The sequence below is a fragment of the Mycolicibacterium hodleri genome, assembly GCF_025822245.1.
Taxonomy (GTDB): Bacteria; Actinomycetota; Actinomycetes; order Mycobacteriales; family Mycobacteriaceae; genus Mycobacterium; species Mycobacterium hodleri.
On record NZ_JACKTL010000053.1, the window covers coordinates 39,893 to 60,531 of the forward strand.

General features: G+C 69.4%; 20 protein-coding genes. 9 read left to right on the plus strand and 11 right to left on the minus strand.

The features are described 5' to 3' along the window. Positions 1–66: 66 nt before the first annotated feature. The 4 genes from H7J06_RS22640 to bluB are packed head-to-tail and all read right to left on the minus strand — an operon-like array spanning position 67 to position 3,666. Positions 67–1,305 carry an SLC13 family permease gene (locus tag H7J06_RS22640; RefSeq protein WP_264041746.1) on the minus strand — a complete coding sequence of 413 codons (1,239 nt, stop codon included), beginning with the start codon at positions 1,303–1,305 and terminating at the stop codon, positions 67–69. Next, entirely contained in the window at positions 1,302–2,222 is a 921-nt protein-coding gene (locus tag H7J06_RS22645) for an MBL fold metallo-hydrolase (RefSeq protein WP_264041439.1), read from the minus strand. The genes H7J06_RS22640 and H7J06_RS22645 overlap by 4 nt, the downstream gene beginning before the upstream one ends. Next, positions 2,222–2,977, minus strand: coding sequence for a LamB/YcsF family protein (locus H7J06_RS22650; protein WP_372515399.1), 756 nt, complete (start codon positions 2,975–2,977; stop codon positions 2,222–2,224). The genes H7J06_RS22645 and H7J06_RS22650 overlap by 1 nt, the downstream gene beginning before the upstream one ends. Next, positions 2,974–3,666 carry a 5,6-dimethylbenzimidazole synthase gene (gene bluB, locus H7J06_RS22655; RefSeq protein ID WP_275079780.1) on the minus strand — a complete coding sequence of 231 codons (693 nt, stop codon included), beginning with the start codon at positions 3,664–3,666 and terminating at the stop codon, positions 2,974–2,976. Before bluB ends, H7J06_RS22650 begins: the two co-directional genes overlap by 4 nt. 15 nt (positions 3,667–3,681) lie before the next feature. Here bluB and H7J06_RS22660 point away from each other — a divergent pair, with 15 nt between their 5' ends. Beyond that, positions 3,682–4,497 (plus strand): sulfurtransferase, encoded by an 816-nt coding sequence (locus tag H7J06_RS22660; RefSeq protein WP_264041445.1) that lies wholly within the window; start codon positions 3,682–3,684, stop codon positions 4,495–4,497. On the opposite strand, the gene H7J06_RS22665 is transcribed toward H7J06_RS22660, so the two are convergent. From H7J06_RS22665 to H7J06_RS22675, 3 genes are read right to left on the minus strand one after another with little or no spacing between them, the layout of a single operon-like run. After that, on the minus strand, positions 4,484–5,347 hold the full coding sequence (locus H7J06_RS22665) for a metal ABC transporter permease (RefSeq protein WP_264041447.1): 864 nt from the start codon (positions 5,345–5,347) through the stop codon (positions 4,484–4,486). The two genes, H7J06_RS22660 and H7J06_RS22665, sit on opposite strands and share 14 nt — an antisense overlap. Then, complete coding sequence (locus H7J06_RS22670; RefSeq protein ID WP_264041448.1) at positions 5,340–6,131, minus strand: metal ABC transporter ATP-binding protein; 792 nt, start codon at positions 6,129–6,131, stop codon at positions 5,340–5,342. Before H7J06_RS22670 ends, H7J06_RS22665 begins: the two co-directional genes overlap by 8 nt. Next, positions 6,128–7,066 (minus strand): metal ABC transporter solute-binding protein, Zn/Mn family, encoded by a 939-nt coding sequence (locus H7J06_RS22675; RefSeq protein ID WP_264041451.1) that lies wholly within the window; start codon positions 7,064–7,066, stop codon positions 6,128–6,130. Before H7J06_RS22675 ends, H7J06_RS22670 begins: the two co-directional genes overlap by 4 nt. A 206-nt stretch (positions 7,067–7,272) precedes the next feature. Between H7J06_RS22675 and H7J06_RS32460 the strand changes: the two genes are divergently transcribed. Both H7J06_RS32460 and H7J06_RS22685 read left to right on the plus strand, forming a co-directional pair. Further along, positions 7,273–9,468 (plus strand): YncE family protein, encoded by a 2,196-nt coding sequence (locus tag H7J06_RS32460; protein WP_264041453.1) that lies wholly within the window; start codon positions 7,273–7,275, stop codon positions 9,466–9,468. A gap of 30 nt (positions 9,469–9,498) precedes the next feature. Beyond that, positions 9,499–10,599 carry an Rv3575c family transcriptional regulator gene (locus H7J06_RS22685; RefSeq protein ID WP_264041455.1) on the plus strand — a complete coding sequence of 367 codons (1,101 nt, stop codon included), beginning with the start codon at positions 9,499–9,501 and terminating at the stop codon, positions 10,597–10,599. On the opposite strand, the gene otsB is transcribed toward H7J06_RS22685, so the two are convergent. Together otsB and kstR are read right to left on the minus strand one after the other, a co-directional pair. Further along, complete coding sequence (gene otsB / locus H7J06_RS22690) at positions 10,596–11,342, minus strand: trehalose-phosphatase (protein WP_264041457.1); 747 nt, start codon at positions 11,340–11,342, stop codon at positions 10,596–10,598. The two genes, H7J06_RS22685 and otsB, sit on opposite strands and share 4 nt — an antisense overlap. 3 nt (positions 11,343–11,345) lie before the next feature. Beyond that, positions 11,346–12,044 (minus strand): cholesterol catabolism transcriptional regulator KstR, encoded by a 699-nt coding sequence (gene kstR / locus H7J06_RS22695; RefSeq protein ID WP_308205819.1) that lies wholly within the window; start codon positions 12,042–12,044, stop codon positions 11,346–11,348. Positions 12,045–12,243: 199 nt separating this feature from the next. On the opposite strand from kstR, the gene H7J06_RS22700 reads away from it, so the two are divergent. After that, a complete protein-coding gene (locus H7J06_RS22700) occupies positions 12,244–14,367 on the plus strand; it encodes an acyl-CoA dehydrogenase family protein (protein ID WP_264041459.1) in 2,124 nt (707 codons plus the stop codon). Positions 14,368–14,439: 72 nt separating this feature from the next. Next, the gene (gene msrA, locus H7J06_RS22705; RefSeq protein WP_264041461.1) at positions 14,440–15,189 is read left to right on the plus strand and encodes a peptide-methionine (S)-S-oxide reductase MsrA; all 750 of its coding nucleotides are present in this window, start codon (positions 14,440–14,442) and stop codon (positions 15,187–15,189) included. Positions 15,190–15,199: 10 nt separating this feature from the next. On the opposite strand, the gene H7J06_RS22710 is transcribed toward msrA, so the two are convergent. Further along, on the minus strand, positions 15,200–15,736 hold the full coding sequence (locus H7J06_RS22710) for a hypothetical protein (RefSeq protein WP_264041463.1): 537 nt from the start codon (positions 15,734–15,736) through the stop codon (positions 15,200–15,202). Between the two features lie 38 nt (positions 15,737–15,774). Further along, positions 15,775–16,842 (minus strand): ferredoxin--NADP reductase, encoded by a 1,068-nt coding sequence (locus H7J06_RS22715; RefSeq protein WP_264041466.1) that lies wholly within the window; start codon positions 16,840–16,842, stop codon positions 15,775–15,777. A 185-nt stretch (positions 16,843–17,027) separates the two neighbouring features. Between H7J06_RS22715 and hsaA the strand changes: the two genes are divergently transcribed. The 4 genes from hsaA to hsaB are packed head-to-tail and all read left to right on the plus strand — an operon-like array spanning position 17,028 to position 20,577. Further along, entirely contained in the window at positions 17,028–18,212 is a 1,185-nt protein-coding gene (gene hsaA / locus H7J06_RS22720) for a 3-hydroxy-9,10-secoandrosta-1,3,5(10)-triene-9,17-dione monooxygenase oxygenase subunit (protein ID WP_264041468.1), read from the plus strand. Further along, complete coding sequence (hsaD, locus tag H7J06_RS22725; protein ID WP_264041470.1) at positions 18,212–19,096, plus strand: 4,5:9,10-diseco-3-hydroxy-5,9,17-trioxoandrosta-1(10),2-diene-4-oate hydrolase; 885 nt, start codon at positions 18,212–18,214, stop codon at positions 19,094–19,096. Before hsaA ends, hsaD begins: the two co-directional genes overlap by 1 nt. 3 nt (positions 19,097–19,099) lie before the next feature. Then, positions 19,100–20,011, plus strand: coding sequence for an iron-dependent extradiol dioxygenase HsaC (gene hsaC / locus H7J06_RS22730; RefSeq protein WP_264041472.1), 912 nt, complete (start codon positions 19,100–19,102; stop codon positions 20,009–20,011). A 2-nt stretch (positions 20,012–20,013) separates the two neighbouring features. Further along, positions 20,014–20,577, plus strand: coding sequence for a 3-hydroxy-9,10-secoandrosta-1,3,5(10)-triene-9,17-dione monooxygenase reductase subunit (gene hsaB, locus H7J06_RS22735; protein ID WP_264041474.1), 564 nt, complete (start codon positions 20,014–20,016; stop codon positions 20,575–20,577). Positions 20,578–20,639: the final 62 nt, after the last annotated feature.

Here is a 20,639-nt window from a genome sequence, read left to right on the forward strand (position 1 = left end):
GTGCACGAGCAAACTACCTCACCCCGACGGGCTCGGTCCCGGCGAACATCCGCCGTCTCGAACACGTCAGATTCCGAACAGCTCGATCCCGGCCCACAGCCCCAGCACGCCGACGACGAGTGTCACCGGCACCGTGACCAGACCGACGCGACTGAACTCGACGAACCCCGCGCGAACGCCCTCGCGTTGGACGACGCTGCGCCACAACAGGTTCGACAAGGAGCCGGGGTAGGTGAGGTTGGGTCCGACGTTCACCCCGATCAAGACGGCCAGCACGGCGGCGGGCCCCAGCCCGGCGACCAGCGGGAGCAACACCAGCACGGCGGGCAGATTGTTCACCACGTTCGACAGCAGCGCGGCCGCCGCGGCGATGCCCAGCAGCGCAGGCAACGTCGTGCAGGTGGGCAGCACGTGGCGCATCGCGTCGTCGAGGCCGTGCTTCATCACCGCGGTCACCACCACGCCGAGGCACAGGACGAACGCCAGGAACGGCACGTTGGCGGACAGCGCGATGCCCACGACGCTGCTACGGCGGCGGATGAGCCCCCGCACCCCGAGTACCACCGCGCCGGCGAGCGCCGCCCACGCCGGGGCGAGGTCGAGAAGAGAGGTGACCGCGAAGCCGACCAGGGTCAGCGCCAGCACGACGAGCACGAAGATCGGCATCTCGGCGGGCGGTGGCGTCACCTGGTCGTGGGGCCGCTCGGCCAACTCGTGACGGAAGAACCAGCGCAGCAGGACGTACTCCGCGGCGATCGCGAGCAGCCACGGCAGCGCCATGACGGTACTGAAGTGCGCGAAGGTGAGGCCGGCCGCTGAGAAGGCCAGCAGGTTCGTCAGGTTCGACACCGGCAGCAGCAGCGATGCGGTGTTCGCCAGGTGCGCGGTGGCGTAGGCGTGCGGTCTGGAGGGGATGTCGAGCGTGCGTGCGGTCGCCATGACGACGGGTGTCAACAGCACGACCGTGGCGTCGAGACTGAGGACCGCCGTCGTCGTCGCCGCGATGGCGAAGACGGTGCCCAGCAAGCGGTGCGGTTCACCAGCGCTGCGGCGGGCCATCGCGACGCCCGCGGCGTGGAACAGGCCCTCGTCGTCACACAGCTTGGCCAGCACCAGCACCGCCGCGAGGAACCCGACCACCGGCAGCAGGTTCCTGACCTCCACCATGGCGTCGTCTAACGACACCACGCCGAGGGCGATCAACAGCCCCGCCGCGGGCACCGCCGCCACGGCCTCCGGCCATCCCCTCGGCCGGAACATGGCGAACGCCAGGACCACGGCCAGCGCCCCCAGCGCCAGCGTCAGCTCCACGGGTCGGCGCGTTCCCACGGTGACGGAAGGTGAAGTGCCACGCCGTCCTCGTTGGCCAGCCGGGTGAGAAGCCCCATGGAGGCGTCCAGGTCGTCGAACGAGTAGGGCAGGGCACGCACCGGGTCGCGCAGCGGCCGGAAGAAGTCGTCCCAGTGGATGAGGACGACGCGGCGGGCACCGACGGCGCGGACGGCTTCGTCCCAGTAGTCACGGACGTAGCGCTCGGGTTGCGGCCCCAACTGCCCGACCCCCAGGTAGACGACGTCGGCCTGGCGTCCCCGCAGGGCGCCGGGGACGAAGCCCGCGCTGCCGACGACGAGGAGCCGTCGACCGGTCGGGCGGTGGTGGATCAGCGTCGACCACGATTCGCCGCACCGGTACGCCGAGGCGCGTACCGGTGGGACCACGGGAGCGCCGATGACGCCGGGGAAGCGGTCCGGCGGGCAGTGGTCACCCTCGACGAGAGTGACGTCGAAGGCTCCCAAGGAAATTGGCGCACCGGGGGTGACGACGACGAGCCGGTCCTCCGGAAGTCCCGCACCGCGACCCACCTGGGCGGCCGAGGTGCCGCCGACCAACGTCGCCCCGGTGCGCTGCGCCACCACCGCCGAATCCATCGCATGGTCGAAGTGGGTGTGCACGGGCAGGACGGCGTCGAGGCGGTCCACGCCCAGGCGGGCCAGGCAGCCGTCGACGCGGGGTGTCGAGGGGGCGATCTTGCGCGTCGCCACGGCGAGAAGGCCTGGGCGAGAGAAGAATCCGTCGGTCATCAGAGCGGACTGGCCGTCGTCGACGAGCAGGGTGGCGACCCCGGCCCAGGTCACGGTCAGTGGCGACTGCGGCGTCGCGGCGGGTTGGTCGAAGAACTGGCGGTAGTCGGCGAGGTTCGGTCGCCCGAGCTTGAGCCGCATCAGGTGAACGCCTTCACGGTGACGCCGTCGGCCTCGAGACGTGCGCGAACCGCCGTGGCACTCTGCACGGCACCGGGCGAATCACCGTGCACGCACACCGATTCCGCTGTGATGGGAATCGTCGTCCCGTCCGCGGCCACGACCGTCCCGCTGCCGACCATGGAGGCCACCCGGGCCGCGATGGCCTCGGCGTCGTCGAGCACCGCACCGGGTTCGCGGCGGGAGACCAGGCGCCCGTCGGGTTGGTAGGCCCGGTCGGCGAAGGCCTCGGCGACGGTGCGCAGACCCAGGGTGCCGGCGGCGGCGAGGAATGCCGAGCCGGCCAGCCCGAGGACGGGCAGCCCCGGGTCGACGGCGTGCACCGCGGCCGCGACGGCGGCGGCCTGGTCCTCGTCGTGGACGATCGTGTTGTACAGCGCGCCATGGGGTTTGACGTAGCTGACGGCGGAACCCGCCGCGGTGGCAAGGGCTTGGAGGGCACCGATTTGGTACATCACGTCGGCGGTGAGGTGGTCGGCTTCCATGTCGATGTAGCGGCGGCCGAATCCCGCGAGGTCGCGATAGCTCACCTGCGCGCCGATGCGGACGCCGCGTCGGGCCGCGGCGCGGCACACCCGAGCCAGGCCGGCCGGGTCACCGGCGTGGAAGCCGCACGCCACGTTGGCACTGGTGACGACCTCGAGCATGGCGTCGTCGTCCCCGAGTCGCCATACCCCGAAGCCCTCTCCGAGGTCGGCGTTGAGGTCGATGGTCACGGAGGACACGCCGGTAAGCCTACGGCGGGCTCGGGTGGCGCCCAGCCGTTCTCCGTGACGAACTCGCTCAGCGGTCTGCCGTAGGTCCATTGGTCGACCTCGAGCGCGGGCCGGTCGGGGAACTCGGGCACCGGACCGAGGCACAGGATCGCCACCGGTGCGGCGCCGTCGGGCATGCCGAGCAGAGCGCCGAGCCGATCGGGGTCGAATATCGAGACCCAGCCCATGCCGAGGCCCTCCGCGCGGGCGGCCAGCCACAGGTTCTGGATGGCGCACGACACCGAGGCCAGGTCCATCTGCGGCAGGGTGCGGCGTCCGAAGACGTGGCGGTCGCGACCGTCGCGCAGCGCCACGACGAGCAGTTCGGCGCAGTCGAGCACGCCTTCGACCTTCAACCTGAGGAACTCGTCGCCCCGCGGTCCCAGTGCCCGAGCGGTCTGCCGGCGTTCGTCGTCGACGAGGTCGTGAATCTGGCGTCGCAGGTCGGCGTCGGTGACGCGAATGAACCGCCACGGTTGCATCAGTCCGACGCTGGGCGCGGCGTGGGCGGCCGCGAGCAGTCGGGCGAGGACGTCGTCCGCCACGTCGCCGGGCGCGAACCGGCGCATGTCGCGACGCTCGGCGATCACTCGGTATACGGCCCGTCTCTCGTCCGCGCTGAACGCGTGCTGCTGGCCCACGCCGGTCAGCGTACGTTCAAGTGCGTGAGATCCGAAGTACTGGTCACGGCAACCGAACTCGAGGAACTGATCGCCGGAGGCGCGCCGCCCAGGATCCTGGACGTGCGCTGGCAGTTGACCGAGCCGGACGGCAGGGCGGCCCATGAGGCGGGCCATCTTCCCGGTGCGGTGTACGTCTCTCTGGAGGACGAACTGACCGATCACGGCGTGCCGGGCAGGGGCAGGCACCCATTGCCGTCGGGTGCCGACCTGCAGGCCGCGGCGCGGCGGTGGGGTATCCACGACGGCGACGCCGTCGTGGTCTACGACGATTGGAACCGGGCGGGGTCGGCGCGGGCCTGGTGGGTGTTGAGGGCTGCGGGTCTGGCCGACGTGCGCATCCTCGACGGCGGTCTGGCGGCGTGGACGGGCGCCCTGGAGACCGGCGCCGACCGCCCGGAGCCGGGTGACGTCACCGTCACCCACCACGACCTCTACGCGGGGGCCCTGCCGACGTTGAGCGCGGACGACGCGGCGGCGCTCGGCCCCCGGTTGACCGACGCGCGGGCTCCGGAGCGCTTCCGCGGCGAGGTCGAGCCCGTCGACCCCGTCGCGGGTCACATCCCCGGCGCGGTCAACGTGCCGAGCACCTCGCTTCTGGACGAGGACGGCGCGTTCCGCCCGACGGCCGAGCTGGCCGATGCGCTAGGCGACACCGCAGGCGCGTACTGCGGATCGGGCGTCACGGCGGCGGTGGCGGTCGCCGCGCTGGCCGTGGTCGGGGTGGACGCGGCGCTCTTCCCCGGGTCGTGGTCGCAGTGGTCCGCGGACCCGTCGCGTCCCGTCGCTACCGGCGGCTGACGCGGCGCCGACTGCCGATCGCCCAGCACAGCAGGAAGATCGTGAACGAAATCGTGGTCACGAACACCGAGACGGGTACGCCTGGAGCGAGCGAGAGCAGAATGCCGCCGACGGCGGATATCTCGGCGAACACCACGGAGGCGACGATCGCCGCCGGCGGCGAGGTGAAGATGCGGGCCGCGGCAGCGGCGGGCGTGATGAGCAGCGACATCACCAACAGGGCGCCGACGATCTGGACGCCTTGCGCGGCGGCGACACCCACCAGCGCGGCGAAGACGATGCCCAGCGCGCGCACGGGCACGCCCCGGCCCGCCGCCACCTCGGGGTCGACGGTCGCAAACAGCAGCGGGCGGTAGCTCACGGCGAGGACGACCACGACCAACACGGTGATGACGCTCAGCAGCGCGAGACCGGAGTAGCCGACCCCGACGATCTGTCCGGTCAGCAGCGCGAAGCTGGTTCCCGTCCGTCCCGGGTAGAGGTGGATGAACAGCACCGCAAGACCGAGGCCGAAGGCCAGGACGACGCCGATCGCGGAGTCGCGCTCGCGGGTCCGCTGCCCCAGGATGCCGAATAGTATTGCCGCCAAAGCACTTCCGACCAGTGCGCCCAGCCCGACGTTGAACCCGGTGAGCAGCGCGAAGGACGCACCCGTCAGTGACAGCTCGCTCGAGCCGTGCACCGCGAAGGACATCTGCCGCATCACGATGAACGGTCCGATCGCCCCGGCCAGCAGTGCCAACAGCGCCGCCGCGAGCAACGCCTGCTGAACGAAGTCGCGACGCAACAGGTCGGCGGTGACGTCGAACGCGAACAGCTGCGCCAGCAGGTCGGCCAGGCGGTCAGTCATGGAGGTGTCCGCTCGCATGCTCGGAATGGTCGTGGGGCGTCTCGCAGTGCTCGCCGACCACCACGTACTGCTCGCCGATCTTCACGACCTGAATGTCGGCGCGGTAGAGCTCCGAGAGCGTCTCCGACGTCATCACCTCGGCCACGGTCCCGATGCGGAAGCGGCCGTCCACCAGGTAGAGCACCCGGTCGACGTACGGCAGGACGGGATTCACCTCGTGGGTGACGAACAGGACGGCGGTGTCGGATTCGCGCCGCCGCTGGTCGATCAGCGAGGAGATCAACCGGGCGTTGGCGGGGTCGAGGTTGAGCAGCGGCTCGTCGCACAACAGCAGCGCCGGGTCGGTGGCCAGCGACTGGGCGATCCGCACGCGCTGAAGTTCGCCGCCCGACATCACGCCGACCGGGAGGTTGCCGAGGTGGGCACCGTCGACCTGGCCGAGCGCCTTCGCGACGACGGCCCGCTTGGCGGTGCGCTGGCGGGGGCTGGTGACGCCCCAGCGATGTCCGTCGTAGCCGAGGCCGACCAGGTCGCGTCCCCGCAGCGTCAGATTGCCGTCCATCGAACGGTGTTGCGGCACATAGCCGATCTGCCCGGTCACCGTGGCGGTCCCGCCGCTGAGCGGCATCTGTCCGAGCAGCACCTTCAGCAGGGAGGTCTTGCCCGTGCCGTTCGGGCCGAGCACCGCGATGAATTCGCCGGCCCGCACCTCGAGATCCAGGCCGGCCCACAGCACGCGGTCGCCGAAGGCGAGTCGGGCGCCGGCCAACTCGACGACCGTCATCGCGCCACGGCGGGGGCGCGGTCCAACTGGTCCGCGAACTCCTGGACGGTCTTGCGCTGCCAGCCGAGATAGTCGAGGCCGTCCTGCAGAGTCTCGGTGATGGTGATGACGGGAACGTTCGCCGTGTTGGCCGCGTCCTGGATCTGCTTGGTGACGGGTGTCTCGGTCTGCTGGTTCAGCACGACGGCGGACACCTGGTGGCCGGTGATCAGGTCGAGCATGGCGGCGACGTCGGCGGGCGCCGGGTCGTCGCCCTCCTCGACGGCGCTCGCGAACGACGCGGGGGTGCGATCGGTGATGCCCGCGTTCTCGAGCAGATAGTGCGCGACGGGTTCGGTGGCGACGACGGCGACGCCGGGGTGCTTGCGTCCGATCGCCCGTTCGGATTCGGCGATCTCGTCGGTCTGGGCGCCGAACGTGGCGGCGTTCTCGCGGTAGGCGGCTGCGTTGGCGGGGTCGTCGGTCGCGAGGTGCTCGGCGATGCTCGTCGCCACGGCCTTGGCGGTCGCGAGGTCGTAGAACACGTGCTCGTTGGCGGGTTGGCCGTTCGACGGTTTCGGGGTCAGCGAGTAGGCGTCGACGGTGGTGACGTCCGGATGGGCGAGGAGGACGTCGTCGGCCCACTGGTCGTAGTGGCCGCCGTTGTAGACGACCAGCGTCGCATCGGTGATCGCGGCGGCATCCGATGGGGACGCGTCGTAGGAGTGGGGGTCGGCGGTGTCGTTGGTCAGGATGGAGTGGACGGTCGAGTGGTCGCCGGCGACCGCACCCGCGATGCTGCCCCACACGTCGGTCGTGGCGACGACGGTCGGTCGCGAGGTCCGATCCGGCGAGGTGGCGGTTCCGCACGCCGACGCGGTGACCGTCGTCACGGCGACGGCGAGCGTCAGCGCGGATCGGACGCGCGTGGACCGGACACGGTGGCGACGAGACACGACTAACGCTCCTGATATTAATGAAAACCGTTCCCAAAATGTTAGGTCATGGCCGTTCGCTGGGCAAAAAGACCGACGGCATGGGGTCGCCGGCGGCAGAACCATAGGGGAATCCCCGATGCGGTCGGTGCGCGTCCCGGGCGATCATCTACGCAGACGACGTCGGAAGGACAACGTCGGAGGCGCGGCGGCGAGGGGCATCGGCGGTGAGCAACACGAAACGCCTCCGGTGCGCGGGGGCCCTCGTGGTCGCCTTCGGCTTCGGTGCGGCGGCGGTGGCCCACCCGGGCATCGTGGTTGCCGAACCGTCGGCAGAGCCCTCACCCGGCGCGTCGCAGGTCGAGGGTCCGGGATCGGGGGACCCGGGCTCGAAGACGGAGCCCGAGGTGGTGTCGTCCGGGGGGTCGACACCACCTGCGGGGGCGGGCTCCGTCGCTGCCGGGTCGGGGTCTGACGGTTCGTCGGGCCCCGGCCAGGCCTCGGGGTCGACGATCGAGCCTGCGCCCGGGGTGACGGTCCGCAGCTCGGGCGGCGCACTCACCTCGAACCTGTACGAACAGGTCGTGCCGGACGGGTCGTCGTCATCGTCATCGTCGTCGTCGACCACGACGGGCGAGCAGGTCGCGCAGAACCAGTCGACGGCGGACGACTCGTCGGTCACCACCACCACGCCCACCACGGAGCAGGTCGCGGTGCCGGCCCCGGAGGTTCAGGCCGCCACGGCCCCCGTGCCGACCGCAGCGGTCCACGACGACGCGGAGGCCGCACGGGCGCGGGCACGGGACGTCCCCGTCGGCAAGCCCCACGACCCCGTCGCGTCGGTGATCTCGACGATTCCGCCGGCGTTCGTCTCGTTCGCCGGTGGGACCACTCGGACGTCGGTCGGCGGCAGCAGCAGCCAGTTGATATCCGTTGGCGACCGCGGCACGACCGAGCCGGCGTTCGTCGCCGCCCGTCCGGTGACCACGGCGCCCGATGACGGCACGCCCGCGCGGGAACCGGCGGGCACCTTCACCGGGGTCCTCGCCGCGGCGTTGGCTCCCCTCGTCCTGCCGATGCCGGGAAGTCCCGTCGACTCACCGACGCTGTGGGCGGTCCTCGCCTGGGTGCGGCGGCAATCCGAACGCAACGTCGTCGGGGAGCGGCCGACGTCGGTCGCCGCGCAGAGGCAGACCGAGCTGATCCTCGCCGACCCGGTGACGCCCGGCGCGGTCGTCGACCGGGTCGACCACACGACGGGCCGAGTCGCCGGTCACGTCGAGCTCTCCGACTCCGGTCAGGGGGAGGCACCCACGTACTCGTTGGTCGGCCAGCTCGACCGCCGGGTGGGCGTCGTCACCGTCGACGCCGACTCCGGACAGTGGGCGTTCACCCCCACCCCGGCCGCCCGGCTGGCGACCCACCTGGATCTCGGCGACGGAATCGCGTCCTTCGCCGTCGCGACGTCGGACGGTCGGACGGTCGACGTCCGCGCGCCCGTCGACCCGGCCGAGGCCGCCGCGACCGGGACCATCGACGTCGGCACGGGGCTCACCTACGGCATGGCCGTCATCGGTGACCGCCTCTACGTCCTCAACGGTTCCGCCGACGCGGCGGGCAACGGCTCGGTGAAGGTGGTCGACGTCTCGACCAAGATGGTCGTCGGTTCGGTCGAGGTCGGCAGCATGCCCTTCGCGCTTGCGGCCAGCGGTGGACGGCTCTACGTCGGCAACGCCGACGACGGCACGGTGTCCGTGATCGACGCACGGTCCAACGAGGTGGTCGACGTCATCGACGTGGGCGCCAACCCGTTCGGCCTCGAGGTCACCGACGACCGCCTCTACGTCGCCGACCTGGCAGGCACGGTGTCGGTGATCGACCTGGCCGACAACACCGAGCTCGTCCGGATTCCCGTCGGTGGCGACCCCTTCGGACTCGCCGCCACGGCCGACCGCGTGTACGTCACCAACTACGCGGGCGGCACGGTCGCGGTGCTCGACCAGACGACCAACACCGCCGATCATGCCGACACGGCCGGGTATCCGTACTACGCGGCCGTCGTGGGCGGCCGGCTGTACGTCGTCAACGTCGCCACCAACGCGCTGACCATCGTGGACAGGTCGACCACCACCGCCGTGGACGTCGACCCCAAGAGCCGTGCCCTGGACGCGATTCCGCCCGCCGCGGCGCCGGTGGACATGGTGGTCCGCGGAGACCGCTTGTATCTGAGCAACATTCACTGTGGCACCGTGACGGTCGTCGACGTCGCCACCAACCGCGCCGTCGAGAACGTCGGGGTCGGCATCCAACCCGGCCTGATGGCTGCGAGTCGCGACGGCCGCACCGTCTACGTCTCCGACGTCATGGGCGGCACCGTCCGGGTCATCACCAGCGTGCGCCACGCAGCCCCGTCGACGCTGTGAACTGGACCGAATCCGCTAGCGTCATACAACATGTCCAGAGGCCCTGCGCCGCGCCGGCGCGCAACCCTGGCGTCGTTGGCCGCCGAACTCAAGGTCTCGCGCACCACGATCTCCAACGCCTACAACCGACCGGACCAACTCTCCGCCGATCTCCGTGAGCGCGTTCTGGCGACGGCCAAGCAACTCGGCTACGCCGGACCCGATCCGGTGGCGCGTTCTCTTCGCACCCGCCGCGCCGGTGCCGTCGGGCTGATTCTGACCGAACCGCTCAACTATTCGTTCCGCGATCCGGCGGCGCTGGACTTCGTGGCAGGGCTCGCCGAGTCGTGTGAGGCGGTGGGGCAGGGGCTGCTGCTGGTCGCCGCAGGCCCCAACCGCAGCGTGAGTGACGGGACCGCCGCGGTGCTCTCCGCCGGCGTCGACGGGTTCGTCGTGTACTCGGCCTCCGACGACGATCCCTACCTGCAGGTGGTCGCGCAGCGCGCCCTGCCGGTCGTGGTCGTCGACCAACCCCGGGACGTCCCGGACGCCTCGTGCGTCGGCATCGACGACCGGGCCGCGATGCGCAGCGTCGCCGACCACGTGATCGGGCTCGGTCACCGGCACCTCGGCGTGCTGACGATGCGCCTCGGACGCGACTGGCCGCACGGCGACGCCGACGCCGCGGAGGCCGATCCCGAGCGGATGGACAACCCGCACTTCTACGTCCAGCGGGAGCGCATTCACGGCGCCCGGGAAGCCATGGAAGCGGCTGGGCTGCAACCAAGTTCGCTGACGGTGGTGGAGAGCCGCGAGCACGTACCGACCTCCGGCGGGGCGGCGGCGGAGGTGGCGCTGGGGATCAATCCGCGGATCACGGCGCTGATGTGCACCACCGACGTGCTCGCCCTGTCGGCGATGGACTATCTGCGGGGTCGCGGCATATACGTGCCGGGGCAGATGACAGTCACCGGATTCGACGGTGTCCCAGACGCATTGGCGCGCGGGCTGGTGACCGTCAAGCAGCCCAGTGTCGAGAAGGGCCGCCGCGCAGGGGATCTGCTGCACAACCCTCCGCGGTCGGGATTGCCCGTGGTGGAGATCCTCGACACCGAGCTGGTGCGGGGCCGCACGTCGGGCCCGCCGGCCTAGCCGCGGCGCCGCTCGAGGAGGTGGCTCAGTGCCTCGGCGACGTCCTCCGGCGAGTCGACCCGGTAGGCCGCCAGGGTCTCACCCGGTCCGACCTTCACGCCGACGTCCGATCCGACCATCCGCCGGAACGCCTTCTCGTCGGTGACGTCGTCACCGAAGAACACCGCGGCCGTGGCGCCGCTCTGCGTGCGGATGACGTCGACCGCCTCGCCCTTGTCGGTGGAGATGACGGCGAACTCCAGCACGTTCTTTCCCGCGGTGATCTCGGCACCTGAGGCGTCACCCACCGCGCGTGCCGCGGCGAGCGCGGCGTCGCCGTCGTCGGCCGACGCGTTTCGGACGTGGAGGGCGACGCTGGCGGGCTTGGACTCCACCGTCACCCCGGGCCGGCCCGCCGCGATCGCGTCGAGTTCGGAGGTGATCGTCGCCAGCAGTTGCTCGTCGATCTCCAGCGCGAATCCGCTGTCGAACTCCGCGCCGTGGCTGCCGACCAAGTGCACGGTCGACGGCATGCCCGAGTACTCCCGCAGCACCGCCAGGGCGCGTCCGGAGACCAGTGCGACCTCCGTCGAGGGCAACTCGGCCAGTGCCGTCAACGCCTCGGCCGCGCGCGGCAGTGGCCGGGCGTCGGCGGGGCGGTCGACGAGGGGGGCGAGGGTGCCGTCGAAGTCGGAGGCGACGAGCAGCCGTGGCGTCGTGGCGGCGGCGTCGAGGGCGCGGACGAGGTCTGCCGGGAGTGACACCGCTCAGATCTTAGGGTGTTCCCCGTCGCCGATCAGCAGTCGGACGGCGAGGTCCAGACGCTTGCTGACGTCGGTCGCCGAGGCGCGTCGGGTCAACCAGGCCAGCAAGTTGGACAACCACACGTCGGAGATCACGCGGGCGATGTGGAACTGGTCCTCGGTGGGCTCACCGTCGCTCATCGCGCGCGCGAACATCGAGTCCATCAACTTGCCGACGTGATCGACCTCACCCGCGGCCGAGGCGTCGGCGAACACGAACGCGCGCGTCATGGCCTCGGTGAGCAGTGGGTTGCGCTGCATGGAGCGGTTGAGCTTGCCGACCATGATGTTCAGCCGCTGATACGGGGTGCCCCCCGTCAGGGACGCCCGGTCGGTCTTGGCGTCGATGCGTTCGAACTCGCGGCCCAGGGCGGACACCAGGAGGTGCACCTTGGACGGGAAGTAGCGGTACAGCGTCCCAACGGCGACGTCGGCGCGCTCGGCGACCGCACGCATCTGAACTGCCTCGTAGCCGCCTTTGGAGGCGATGGCGAGGGTGGCGTCGAGGATGCGCTTGCGCCGTTCGCGCTGGGCCTCGGATCCCAGTTCGGACTCGGCCAGGACGGCCACCTTCGTCACCTGGCGGGGGCCGGTCGTGGACGACGACCCCGACCCAGAGCCGCTGGGTGCTCGTTCGCTTGCTGGGACGGAAGAACCGGACACGCGGTGGGCATCTCCTTCGTAGTACGCATTAGGTGAAAACGATACGCACGCAAATCAGGAATGTCCCACCTCCGTGCCCCCGGGTCACCGACCTGTCCTGGACTAATGGCAGTCGACTTGACGTTAGAACGATGTCACCATTAGAACACGTTCTAGTGAGAAGCATCGCCTTCTCTCCAACACCCGGGAGGGCCCGACGATGGCTTCGACAGGCGCGGTGTCCGCCACCATCACCGACGAACAGTTTGCCGTGCGGGAGCTCGTCCGCGATTGGGCGGCCTCCTCGGGCGCCGTCGCGGCGGTGCGCGGCGTCGAGGCGGGTGACCCCGAGGCGTGGCGGCCGGTCTACGACGGCCTGGCTCAGCTCGGCATGTTCGGGGTGGCCGTGCCCGAGGAGCTGGGTGGTGCCGGCGGCAGCGTCGAGGACCTGTGCCTGATGGTCGACGAGGCGGCCGCGGCCTTGGTGCCCGGTCCGGTGGCGACGACGGCGTTGGCCACGCTGGTGATCACCGACGAGAAGCTCCTCGACGCACTGGCCTCCGGGCAGCGCACCGCCGGGGTGGCGCTCGGCTCCGACATCGCCTTCGACGGGACCACCGCGACCGGTACGGCGAAGTACGTCCTCGGTGCCCTGGTGGACGGGGTGCTGGTGCTGCCCACCACGGGGCAGGAGTGGATCCACGTGGACGCCACGGCAGCCGGGGTGACGGTCGAACGGCTGGAGGCCACCGACTTCTCCCGCCCGTTGGCCCGCGTCGAGCTGTCGTCGGCACCCGCCACCAGGATCGACCTGCCGCACCAACGCGTCGTCGACCTCACCGCGACGCTGCTGGCCGCCGAGGCCAGCGGGCTGGCGCGGTGGTGCCTCGAATCGGCCACCGAGTACGCAAAGGTTCGCGAGCAGTTCGGCAAGCCGATCGGCAGCTTCCAGGCGGTCAAGCACATGTGCGCCGAGATGCTGTTGCGTGCTCAGCAGATCGCGATCGCCGCGGCCGACGCCGCGAGTGCCGTCACCGACGCCGACCCCGACCAGCTGTCGATCGCCGCCGCCGTCGCCGCGGCCGTCGGCATCGAGGCCGAGAAGGTCAACGCCCGCGACTGCATCCAGGTGCTCGGCGGCATCGGCATCACCTGGGAGCACGACGCGCATCTCTACATGCGGCGCGCCTACGCCAACGCCCAGTTCCTCGGCGGCAGGTCGTCCTGGTTGCGGCGGTGCGCGACGCTGACGCGCGACGGCGTGCGCCGCCAGCTCCACGTCGACGTCACCGAGGGCGAGGACGTCCGGGCCGAGGTCGCCGGGATCGTCGCCGACATCGCCGCGCTGCCGGAGGACCGGCGGCAGGCCGCCCTGGCCGAGGCGGGCCTCATGGCGCCGCACTGGCCGACGCCCTACGGGCGCGCGGCGTCACCCGCCCAGCAGTTGGTCATCGACCAGGAACTCGAGGCGGCGGGCGTGGTGCGGCCCGACATCTCGATCGGATGGTGGGCGGCGCCCACCATCCTGGGGCACGGGAGCTCCGAGCAGATCGAGAAGTTCATCCCCGGAACGCTCAACGGCGACGTCTACTGGTGTCAGTTGTTCAGTGAGCCTGGTGCCGGGTCGGACCTTGCGGCATTGCGCACCAAGGCAATTCGGACCGACGGGGGCTGGCTGTTGACGGGCCAGAAGGTGTGGACGTCGAACGCCCACCGGGCGGACTGGGGGATCTGTCTGGCCCGGACCAACCCGGACGCCCCGAAGCACAAGGGCATCACGTACTTCCTGGTGGACATGACGTCACCGGGCATCGACATCCGCCCCCTGCGTGAGATCACCGGTGAGGCCCTCTTCAACGAGGTCTTCTTCGACGACCTGTTCGTGCCCGACGAGATGGTCGTGGGGCCGGTCGACGGCGGGTGGCCGCTGGCCCGCACCACGCTCGCCAACGAACGCGTGGCGATCGCCACCGGCGGCGCGCTCGACCGCGGGATGGAACATCTCCTGGAGGTGCTCGACGGTGACCTCGACCCCGCCGAAGCCGATCGTCTCGGCGTGCTCATCGTCGCGGCGCAGGTCGGTGCGCTTCTGGACGCGTTGATCGCGCAGATGGCGGTCGGCGGCCACGACCCCGGCGCCCCCTCCAGCGTGCGCAAGCTGATCGGCGTCCGCTACCGACAGAATCTCGCCGAGGCGATCATGGATTCCCGCGACGGCGCGGGCATCGTCGACTCGCCGGACGTGCGGTACTTCCTGAACACCCGGTGCCTGTCGATTGCCGGTGGCACCGAGCAGATCCTGCTCAACCTCGCCGGCGAGCGCCTGCTGGGGTTGCCGCGATAGAGACAGGCCTCCGTCAGTCTCCCGTAAGAACACCACTCCCCATCGGCGCCGGCCCGACGGGACACTGGTGACATGGTGGCGAATCGCAGCAGGCTGACCCTCGGTAGTGGTCTCGGGGCGCTCGGGGTGGTGGCCGCGCTGTTCATCGGCGTGCAGTCGGGCGCCATCACCAGCCCGGCGGTGCTCGCAGGCATCGGGACCGCAGCTCCCGTCGTCGTCCCCGCACCGACGGTCGACGAACCCGCCGCGGCGCCCGGGACGACGGAGACCGCCGTCCTCGCCGGCGGCTGCTTCTGGGGTGTGCAGGGCGTATTCCAGCACGTCAAGGGCGTGACGATGGCCGAGTCCGGATACGCCGGCGGGCAGCAGGCGACGGCGAACTACGAGACCGTCAGCATTGGCACCACCGGGCACGCCGAGTCGGTGCGCATCAGCTACGACCCGGCCCAGGTGACGTTCGGTCAGCTCCTGCAGATCTACTTCTCGGTGGTGCAGGACCCGACGCAGCTCGACCGGCAGGGTCCCGATGACGGCACGCAGTACCGGTCGGCGATCTTCGCCCAGGACCCCATTCAGCAGCGCGTCGCGGACGCCTACGTCGCACAGCTCTCCGCCGCGCACGCGTTCCCCGCACCGATCGTGACGAAGGTCGAGCCGAACACCGGTTTCTTCCCCGCCGAGCAGTATCACCAGGACTACTTGAACTCGAATCCGACGAGTTCCTACATCGCGGTCAACGACATGCCCAAGGTTGACGCGCTCAAGCAGCTGTTCCCCGCCGAGTATCGCGCGCAACCGGTTCTGGTCGGCCAGCTCGCGTAGCGAATCCGGTTCAGGCGTAGGTGGTTTGGGCGCAGGCCGTCGGTGTGGTCAAGTTGATGCCGCCGTAGACCACCTGGATGTACGCGCAGGCGATGAACCCGGCGTCGGTGTTCGGTTGTCCGGTCTCGAACTGAACGGTGCGGGCGTCGCCGCGCATGACGGGCGGGTTGCCCGCGAAGTAGACCGTCGCGAACTCGGTGTCGCTGATCGACTTGAACATCCGGGTGTTGGGGGCGTCGAAGTCCGCGTCCATGTAGACCAGTCGATTCGTCGACCGAATCGTGGTGTTCTGCCTGCCGTAGAAGTCCGACGGAAATCCCGTGGTGCCGTCGGGCGTCAGGACGTCGGCCAGCGTGTCGAAGTAGCACCTGTTCTCGGCCCTGACGCAGTTGGCCGTGACATGGATTTGCACGGTGTGGGACTCGTCGACGGCGATGCCCTTGGTGGCGGTGTTCGTCGCGGCGACCGACTGCGCGGACGGGCTGAGGACGCCGAACGCGAGCAGGAGTGCCGACACCGCTGCGAGACTCTTAGCCGATCGAAACACTGGCGCTCCTATGGGTCCAGCGAATGTTAGCCCGCACGTCATTCGTCGTAGGTGACTTCGACCGAATCGGATTTCGGCCTGGCCTGGCAGGCCAGGATCAGTCCCTCGGCGAGGTCGGAGGCTTCGAGGACGTCGTTGACCTCCATGTCCACCTCGCCGCTCTTGACCAGCACCGCGCAGGCGCCGCAATGACCTTCGCGGCACGAGAAGGGCGCGTCGAGGCCCTTGTCGAGCAGGACGTCGAGCAGCTTGGCGTTGCGCGGCCAGCGGATGTCCTGGGTTTCGCCGTCGAGGGTCACCACTGCTGTCGCGGGTCCCTCGTCGCTCTCGTCCTCGTCGATGACGACGGCAGCAAACGGGTCGGACTCCAGGGACTTGAACACCTCGAGGTGGACCCGCTCCGGGGCGGCGCCTGCGACCTTGAGGGCTTCCTCGGCCGCCACCATGAACGGGCCAGGCCCGCAGATGAACGTCTCGCGCTCGACGTAGGGGGCCACCAGGTTGACCAGGGCGGCCGCGCTCGGCAGTCCCTGGACGGTCTCGATCCAGTGCACGGCGGTGAACCGGTCGGGGTACTTCGTGGCCAGTTCGCGCAGGGCGGCCGCGAAGATCACCGACTTCTCGTCGCGGTTGGCGTAGACCAGGGTGACCTGGCCGGTGCCCTCCGACAGCGCCGACTTGAGGATCGCCATCATGGGCGTGACGCCGCTGCCCGCCGCCAGCAGGAGGAAGTCGGTGTCGAGCGTCTTGGGCACGAACGTGCCCGAGGGCGCCAGGACGTGCATCGTCATGCCGGGGTGCGCGTTGTCGCACAACCAGTTCGACGCGTAGCCGCCAGCGGTGCGCTTGACCGTGACGGTCAGGGCTTCGTCGCCGAACGGGGAGCTGCACAGCGAATAGCACCGGGCGACCGATCCCGTGCGGTCGCTGGGCACGCGCAGGGTGAGGAACTGACCGGGCTGGTGTCGGAGCCGTTCCGGCGGGATGGCCTGCGCTCCGGGTCCGTCGGGCACCTTGAAGACCAACGAACGTGCGTCGGCGGTTTCCTCGACGACTGCGGCCAATTGCAGCTCCAGCACGTGGGTGCCGAGCGGCTCGTCCGTCACGGTCTGTCCTCCATCAGTCGAAAATCACGGTGCTGCACAGCTCCCGGGGTCAAAACTAGAACACGTTACAAAAACATACTTCCGCAGGTCTAGCCGTCATGGGAATGCCTTACTCGACACAAATCGTAACGTGTTCTAATCTTGGACCAGTTCTTGATCCGCCCCACGATGCCCGGAGGCAACCAGTGACGTCTATTGAACAACGCGACGTGCAATCGGTCCTAGACGGCATCGACGATTTGTTGCCGTTGATCGCCAAGCGTGCGCAGGCCGCCGAGGATCTGCGACGCATCCCCGACGAGACGATCGAGGAACTCGACCAGGCCGGTTTCTTCAAGCTGCTGCAGCCCGAACAGTGGGGCGGCCTGCAGTGTGACCCCACCGCGTTCTACGAGGCGGTGCGCAGGCTTGGCAGCGCGTGTGGATCGACCGGCTGGGTCAGCTCGATCATCGGCGTGCACAACTGGCACCTCGCCCTGTTCGACCAGCAGGCGCAGGAGGAGGTCTGGGGTGACGACACCTCGGTCCGCATCTCGTCGTCGTACGCGCCCATGGGGGCGGGCACCGTCGTCGACGGCGGTTACCTCGTCAGCGGCGCCTGGCAGTGGTCCTCGGGTTGCGACCACGCGACGTGGGCGTTCCTCGGCGGACCGGTCATCAAGGACGGCCGCCCCGTCGACTTCGGCAGCTTCCTCATCCCGCGGTCGGACTACCGCATCGACGACGTCTGGCACGTCGTGGGACTCAAGGCCACCGGCAGCAACACGGTCGTGGTCAAGGACGTCTTCGTGCCCAAGCACCGCTTCCTGTCCTACAAGTCGATGAACGACCGGACCGCGGGCGGTCTGCAGAACAACACCGCCCCGGTCTACAAGATGCCTTGGGGCACCATGCATCCCACGACCATCACCGCACCGATCATGGGGATGGCCTACGGCGCCTACGACGCGCACGTCGAACATCAGGGCAAGCGCGTCAGGGCCGCCTTCGCCGGGGAGAAGTCCAAGGATGACCCGTTCGCCAAGGTGCGCATCGCCGAGGCGGCCAGCGACATCGACGCCGGCTGGCGTCAACTGATCGGCAACGTCGGAGACGAGTACGCGCTCCTGACGTCCGGGCAGGAGATTCCCTTCGAGCTTCGCGCCCGTGCGCGTCGCGACCAGGTACGCGCCACCGCCCGCGCGATCGCGTCGATCGACCTGCTCTTCGAGGCGTCCGGCGCGACCGCGCTGGAGACCGACAAGCCGGTGCAGCGATTCTGGCGCGATGCCCACGCGGGTCGGGTGCACGCCGCCAACGAGCCGGAGCGGGCGTACCTCATCTTCGGAAACGAGGCCTTCGGGCTGCCTCCCGCGGACACGATGGTCTGATGACATCGTTCGCTCAGGAAGTCGAGAACCAGCAGGAGATCACCTTCGAGTCCACCTCGCGCTACGCGCAGGTTCGCGACGACATGCGCCTGCATTATCACGAAGCGGGCGTTGGCAATTCGGAGACGATCGTGCTCCTGCACGGCGGCGGTCCCGGCGCGTCGAGCTGGTCGAACTTCTCGAAGAACATCGCCGTGCTGGCCCGGCACTTCCACGTGCTCGCCGTCGACCAGCCCGGATACGGGTGGTCCGACAAGCACACCGAGCACGAGCAGTACAACCGTTACAGCGCGACCGCCCTGCTGAACCTGTTCGACCAGCTGGGCATCGAACGTGCTGCGCTGGTGGGGAATTCGCTCGGCGGCGGCACGGCGGTGCGCTTCGCGCTCGACAACCCGAAGCGGGCGGGCCGGTTGGTGCTGATGGGCCCCGGCGGCCTGAGCGTCAACCTCTTCGCGCCCGACCCGACCGAGGGCGTCAAGCTGCTCGGCAAGTTCACCGTCGACCCCACGCGCGAGAACATGGAGAAGTTCCTGCGCATCATGGTCTACGACCAAAAGCTCATCACCCCCGAACTGGTCGACGAACGCTTCGCGATCGCCAGCCAGCCGGAGTCCCTCGCGGCGGCCAAGGCGATGGGAAAGTCGTTCGCCGGGGCGGACTTCGAGCTGGGCATGATGTGGCGCGACGTCTACAAGCTGCGCCAGCCGGTGCTGCTGATCTGGGGTCGCGAGGACCGCGTGAACCCCATCGACGGTGCGTTCGTCGCCCTCAAGCAGATCGCCCGCGTGCAGCTCCACGTGTTCGGCCAGTGCGGTCACTGGGCACAACTGGAGAAGTTCGACGAATTCAACGAGCTCACTGTTGATTTCCTGAGGAGTTAGACCATGAGCATCAAGGCGCTGGGGTACATGCGCATCGAAGCGACCGATGTGTCGGCATGGCGTGAGTTCGCGCTGAAGGTGCTGGGCATGGTGGAAGGCTCCGCCCCCGACAAGGCGTCCACCGAGGGTGCGCTCTATCTACGCATGGACGAGATGGCGGCCCGGCTGGTGATCGTGCCGGGTGAGCACGACCGTCTGCTCGTCTCCGGCTGGGAGGTCGCCGACGCACCCGCTCTGCAGGCCCTGCGCGAGACGCTGGCCAAGGCCGGCGTCGAGTTCACCGAGGGCACCCGCGAGGACAAACTCGAACGGCGCGTCGAGGGCCTGATCCGGTTCGTCGATCCTGCGGGCAATGTTCTGGAGGCGTTCCACGGCGCCCAGTATCTGGGCCGCCGGTTCGTCAGCCCGTACGGCCACAAGTTCGTCACCGCCGAGCAGGGCCTCGGGCACGTGGTGCTCACGTGCGACGACGATGCCGCGGCCCAGGCGTTCTATCAGGACGTGCTGGGCTTCCGGCTGCGGGACTCGATGAGCCTGCCGCCGCAACTGGTCGGCCGTCCCGCCGACTCCGATCCGATCTGGTTGCGCTTCTACGGCTGCAACCCGCGCCATCACGCGCTGGCCTTCATGCCGATGCCCAACCCGACCGGGATCGTGCATCTGATGGTGGAGGTCGAGGAAGCCGACGACGTCGGCCTATGCCTGGACCGCGCGCTGCGCCGCAAGGTGAAGATGTCGGCGACATTGGGCCGGCACACCAACGACAAGATGCTGTCCTTCTACATCAAGACTCCCGGCGGATTCGACATCGAATTCGGTTGCGAGGGGCTCGAAGTCGAAGACACCAGTTGGGTGGCCCGGGAGAGCACCGCGGTGTCGTTGTGGGGTCACGACTTCAGCGTCGGCTTCAAGTAGTCATGTCTGAACCGATCGACGCCCGCACGTTCCGCCACGTGCTCGGGCAGTTCTGCACGGGCATCACCATCATCACCACCGTGCACGACGACGAACCAATTGGCTTCGCGTGTCAGTCCTTTGCGGCGCTGTCGCTGGATCCGCCGCTGGTGCTGTTTTGCCCGACCAAGCAGTCACGGTCCTGGCAGGCCATCGAGGCGAGCGGGAAGTTCTGTGTCAACGTGCTGCACGAGGACCAGAAGGACGTCTCGGCCCGATTCGGCTCGCGGGAACCGGACAAGTTCGACGGCGTCGAGTGGAGTCCGTCGCATCTGGGGTCGCCGGTGCTCGCCGGGACGCTTGCGCACATCGACTGCAGCGTGGCTTCCGTGCACGACGGCGGGGACCACTTCGTGGTCTTCGGCGCGGTGCACGCCATGTCGGAGCCGCCGAAGACGAAGCCGCGACCGCTGCTGTTCTACCGCGGGGAGTACACCGGCATCGAACCGGACAAGACCTCGCCGGCCCAGTGGCGCGACGACCTGGACGCCTTCCTGACCGCGACCACCGCCGACACCTGGCTGTAGGCGATCCGAACGAACCGTTTCTTGCGCTCCGACGGAACGAATGCAACCCAGGCATACGATGA

Excerpts from the sequence above, each read along its gene's own strand:
- H7J06_RS22645 (WP_264041439.1), bottom strand. The coding sequence starts at position 2,222 with ATGCGGCTCAAGCTCGGGCGACCGAACCTCGCCGACTACCGCCAGTTC.
- H7J06_RS22665 (WP_264041447.1), bottom strand. The coding sequence starts at position 5,347 with ATGACTGACCGCCTGGCCGACCTGCTGGCGCAGCTGTTCGCGTTCGAC.
- H7J06_RS22670 (WP_264041448.1), bottom strand. The coding sequence starts at position 6,131 with ATGACGGTCGTCGAGTTGGCCGGCGCCCGACTCGCCTTCGGCGACCGC.
- H7J06_RS22685 (WP_264041455.1), top strand. The coding sequence starts at position 9,499 with ATGTCCAGAGGCCCTGCGCCGCGCCGGCGCGCAACCCTGGCGTCGTTG.
- H7J06_RS22700 (WP_264041459.1), top strand. The coding sequence starts at position 12,244 with ATGGCTTCGACAGGCGCGGTGTCCGCCACCATCACCGACGAACAGTTT.
- msrA (WP_264041461.1), top strand. The coding sequence starts at position 14,440 with ATGGTGGCGAATCGCAGCAGGCTGACCCTCGGTAGTGGTCTCGGGGCG.
- hsaD (WP_264041470.1), top strand. The coding sequence starts at position 18,212 with ATGACATCGTTCGCTCAGGAAGTCGAGAACCAGCAGGAGATCACCTTC.
- hsaC (WP_264041472.1), top strand. The coding sequence starts at position 19,100 with ATGAGCATCAAGGCGCTGGGGTACATGCGCATCGAAGCGACCGATGTG.
- hsaB (WP_264041474.1), top strand. The coding sequence starts at position 20,014 with ATGTCTGAACCGATCGACGCCCGCACGTTCCGCCACGTGCTCGGGCAG.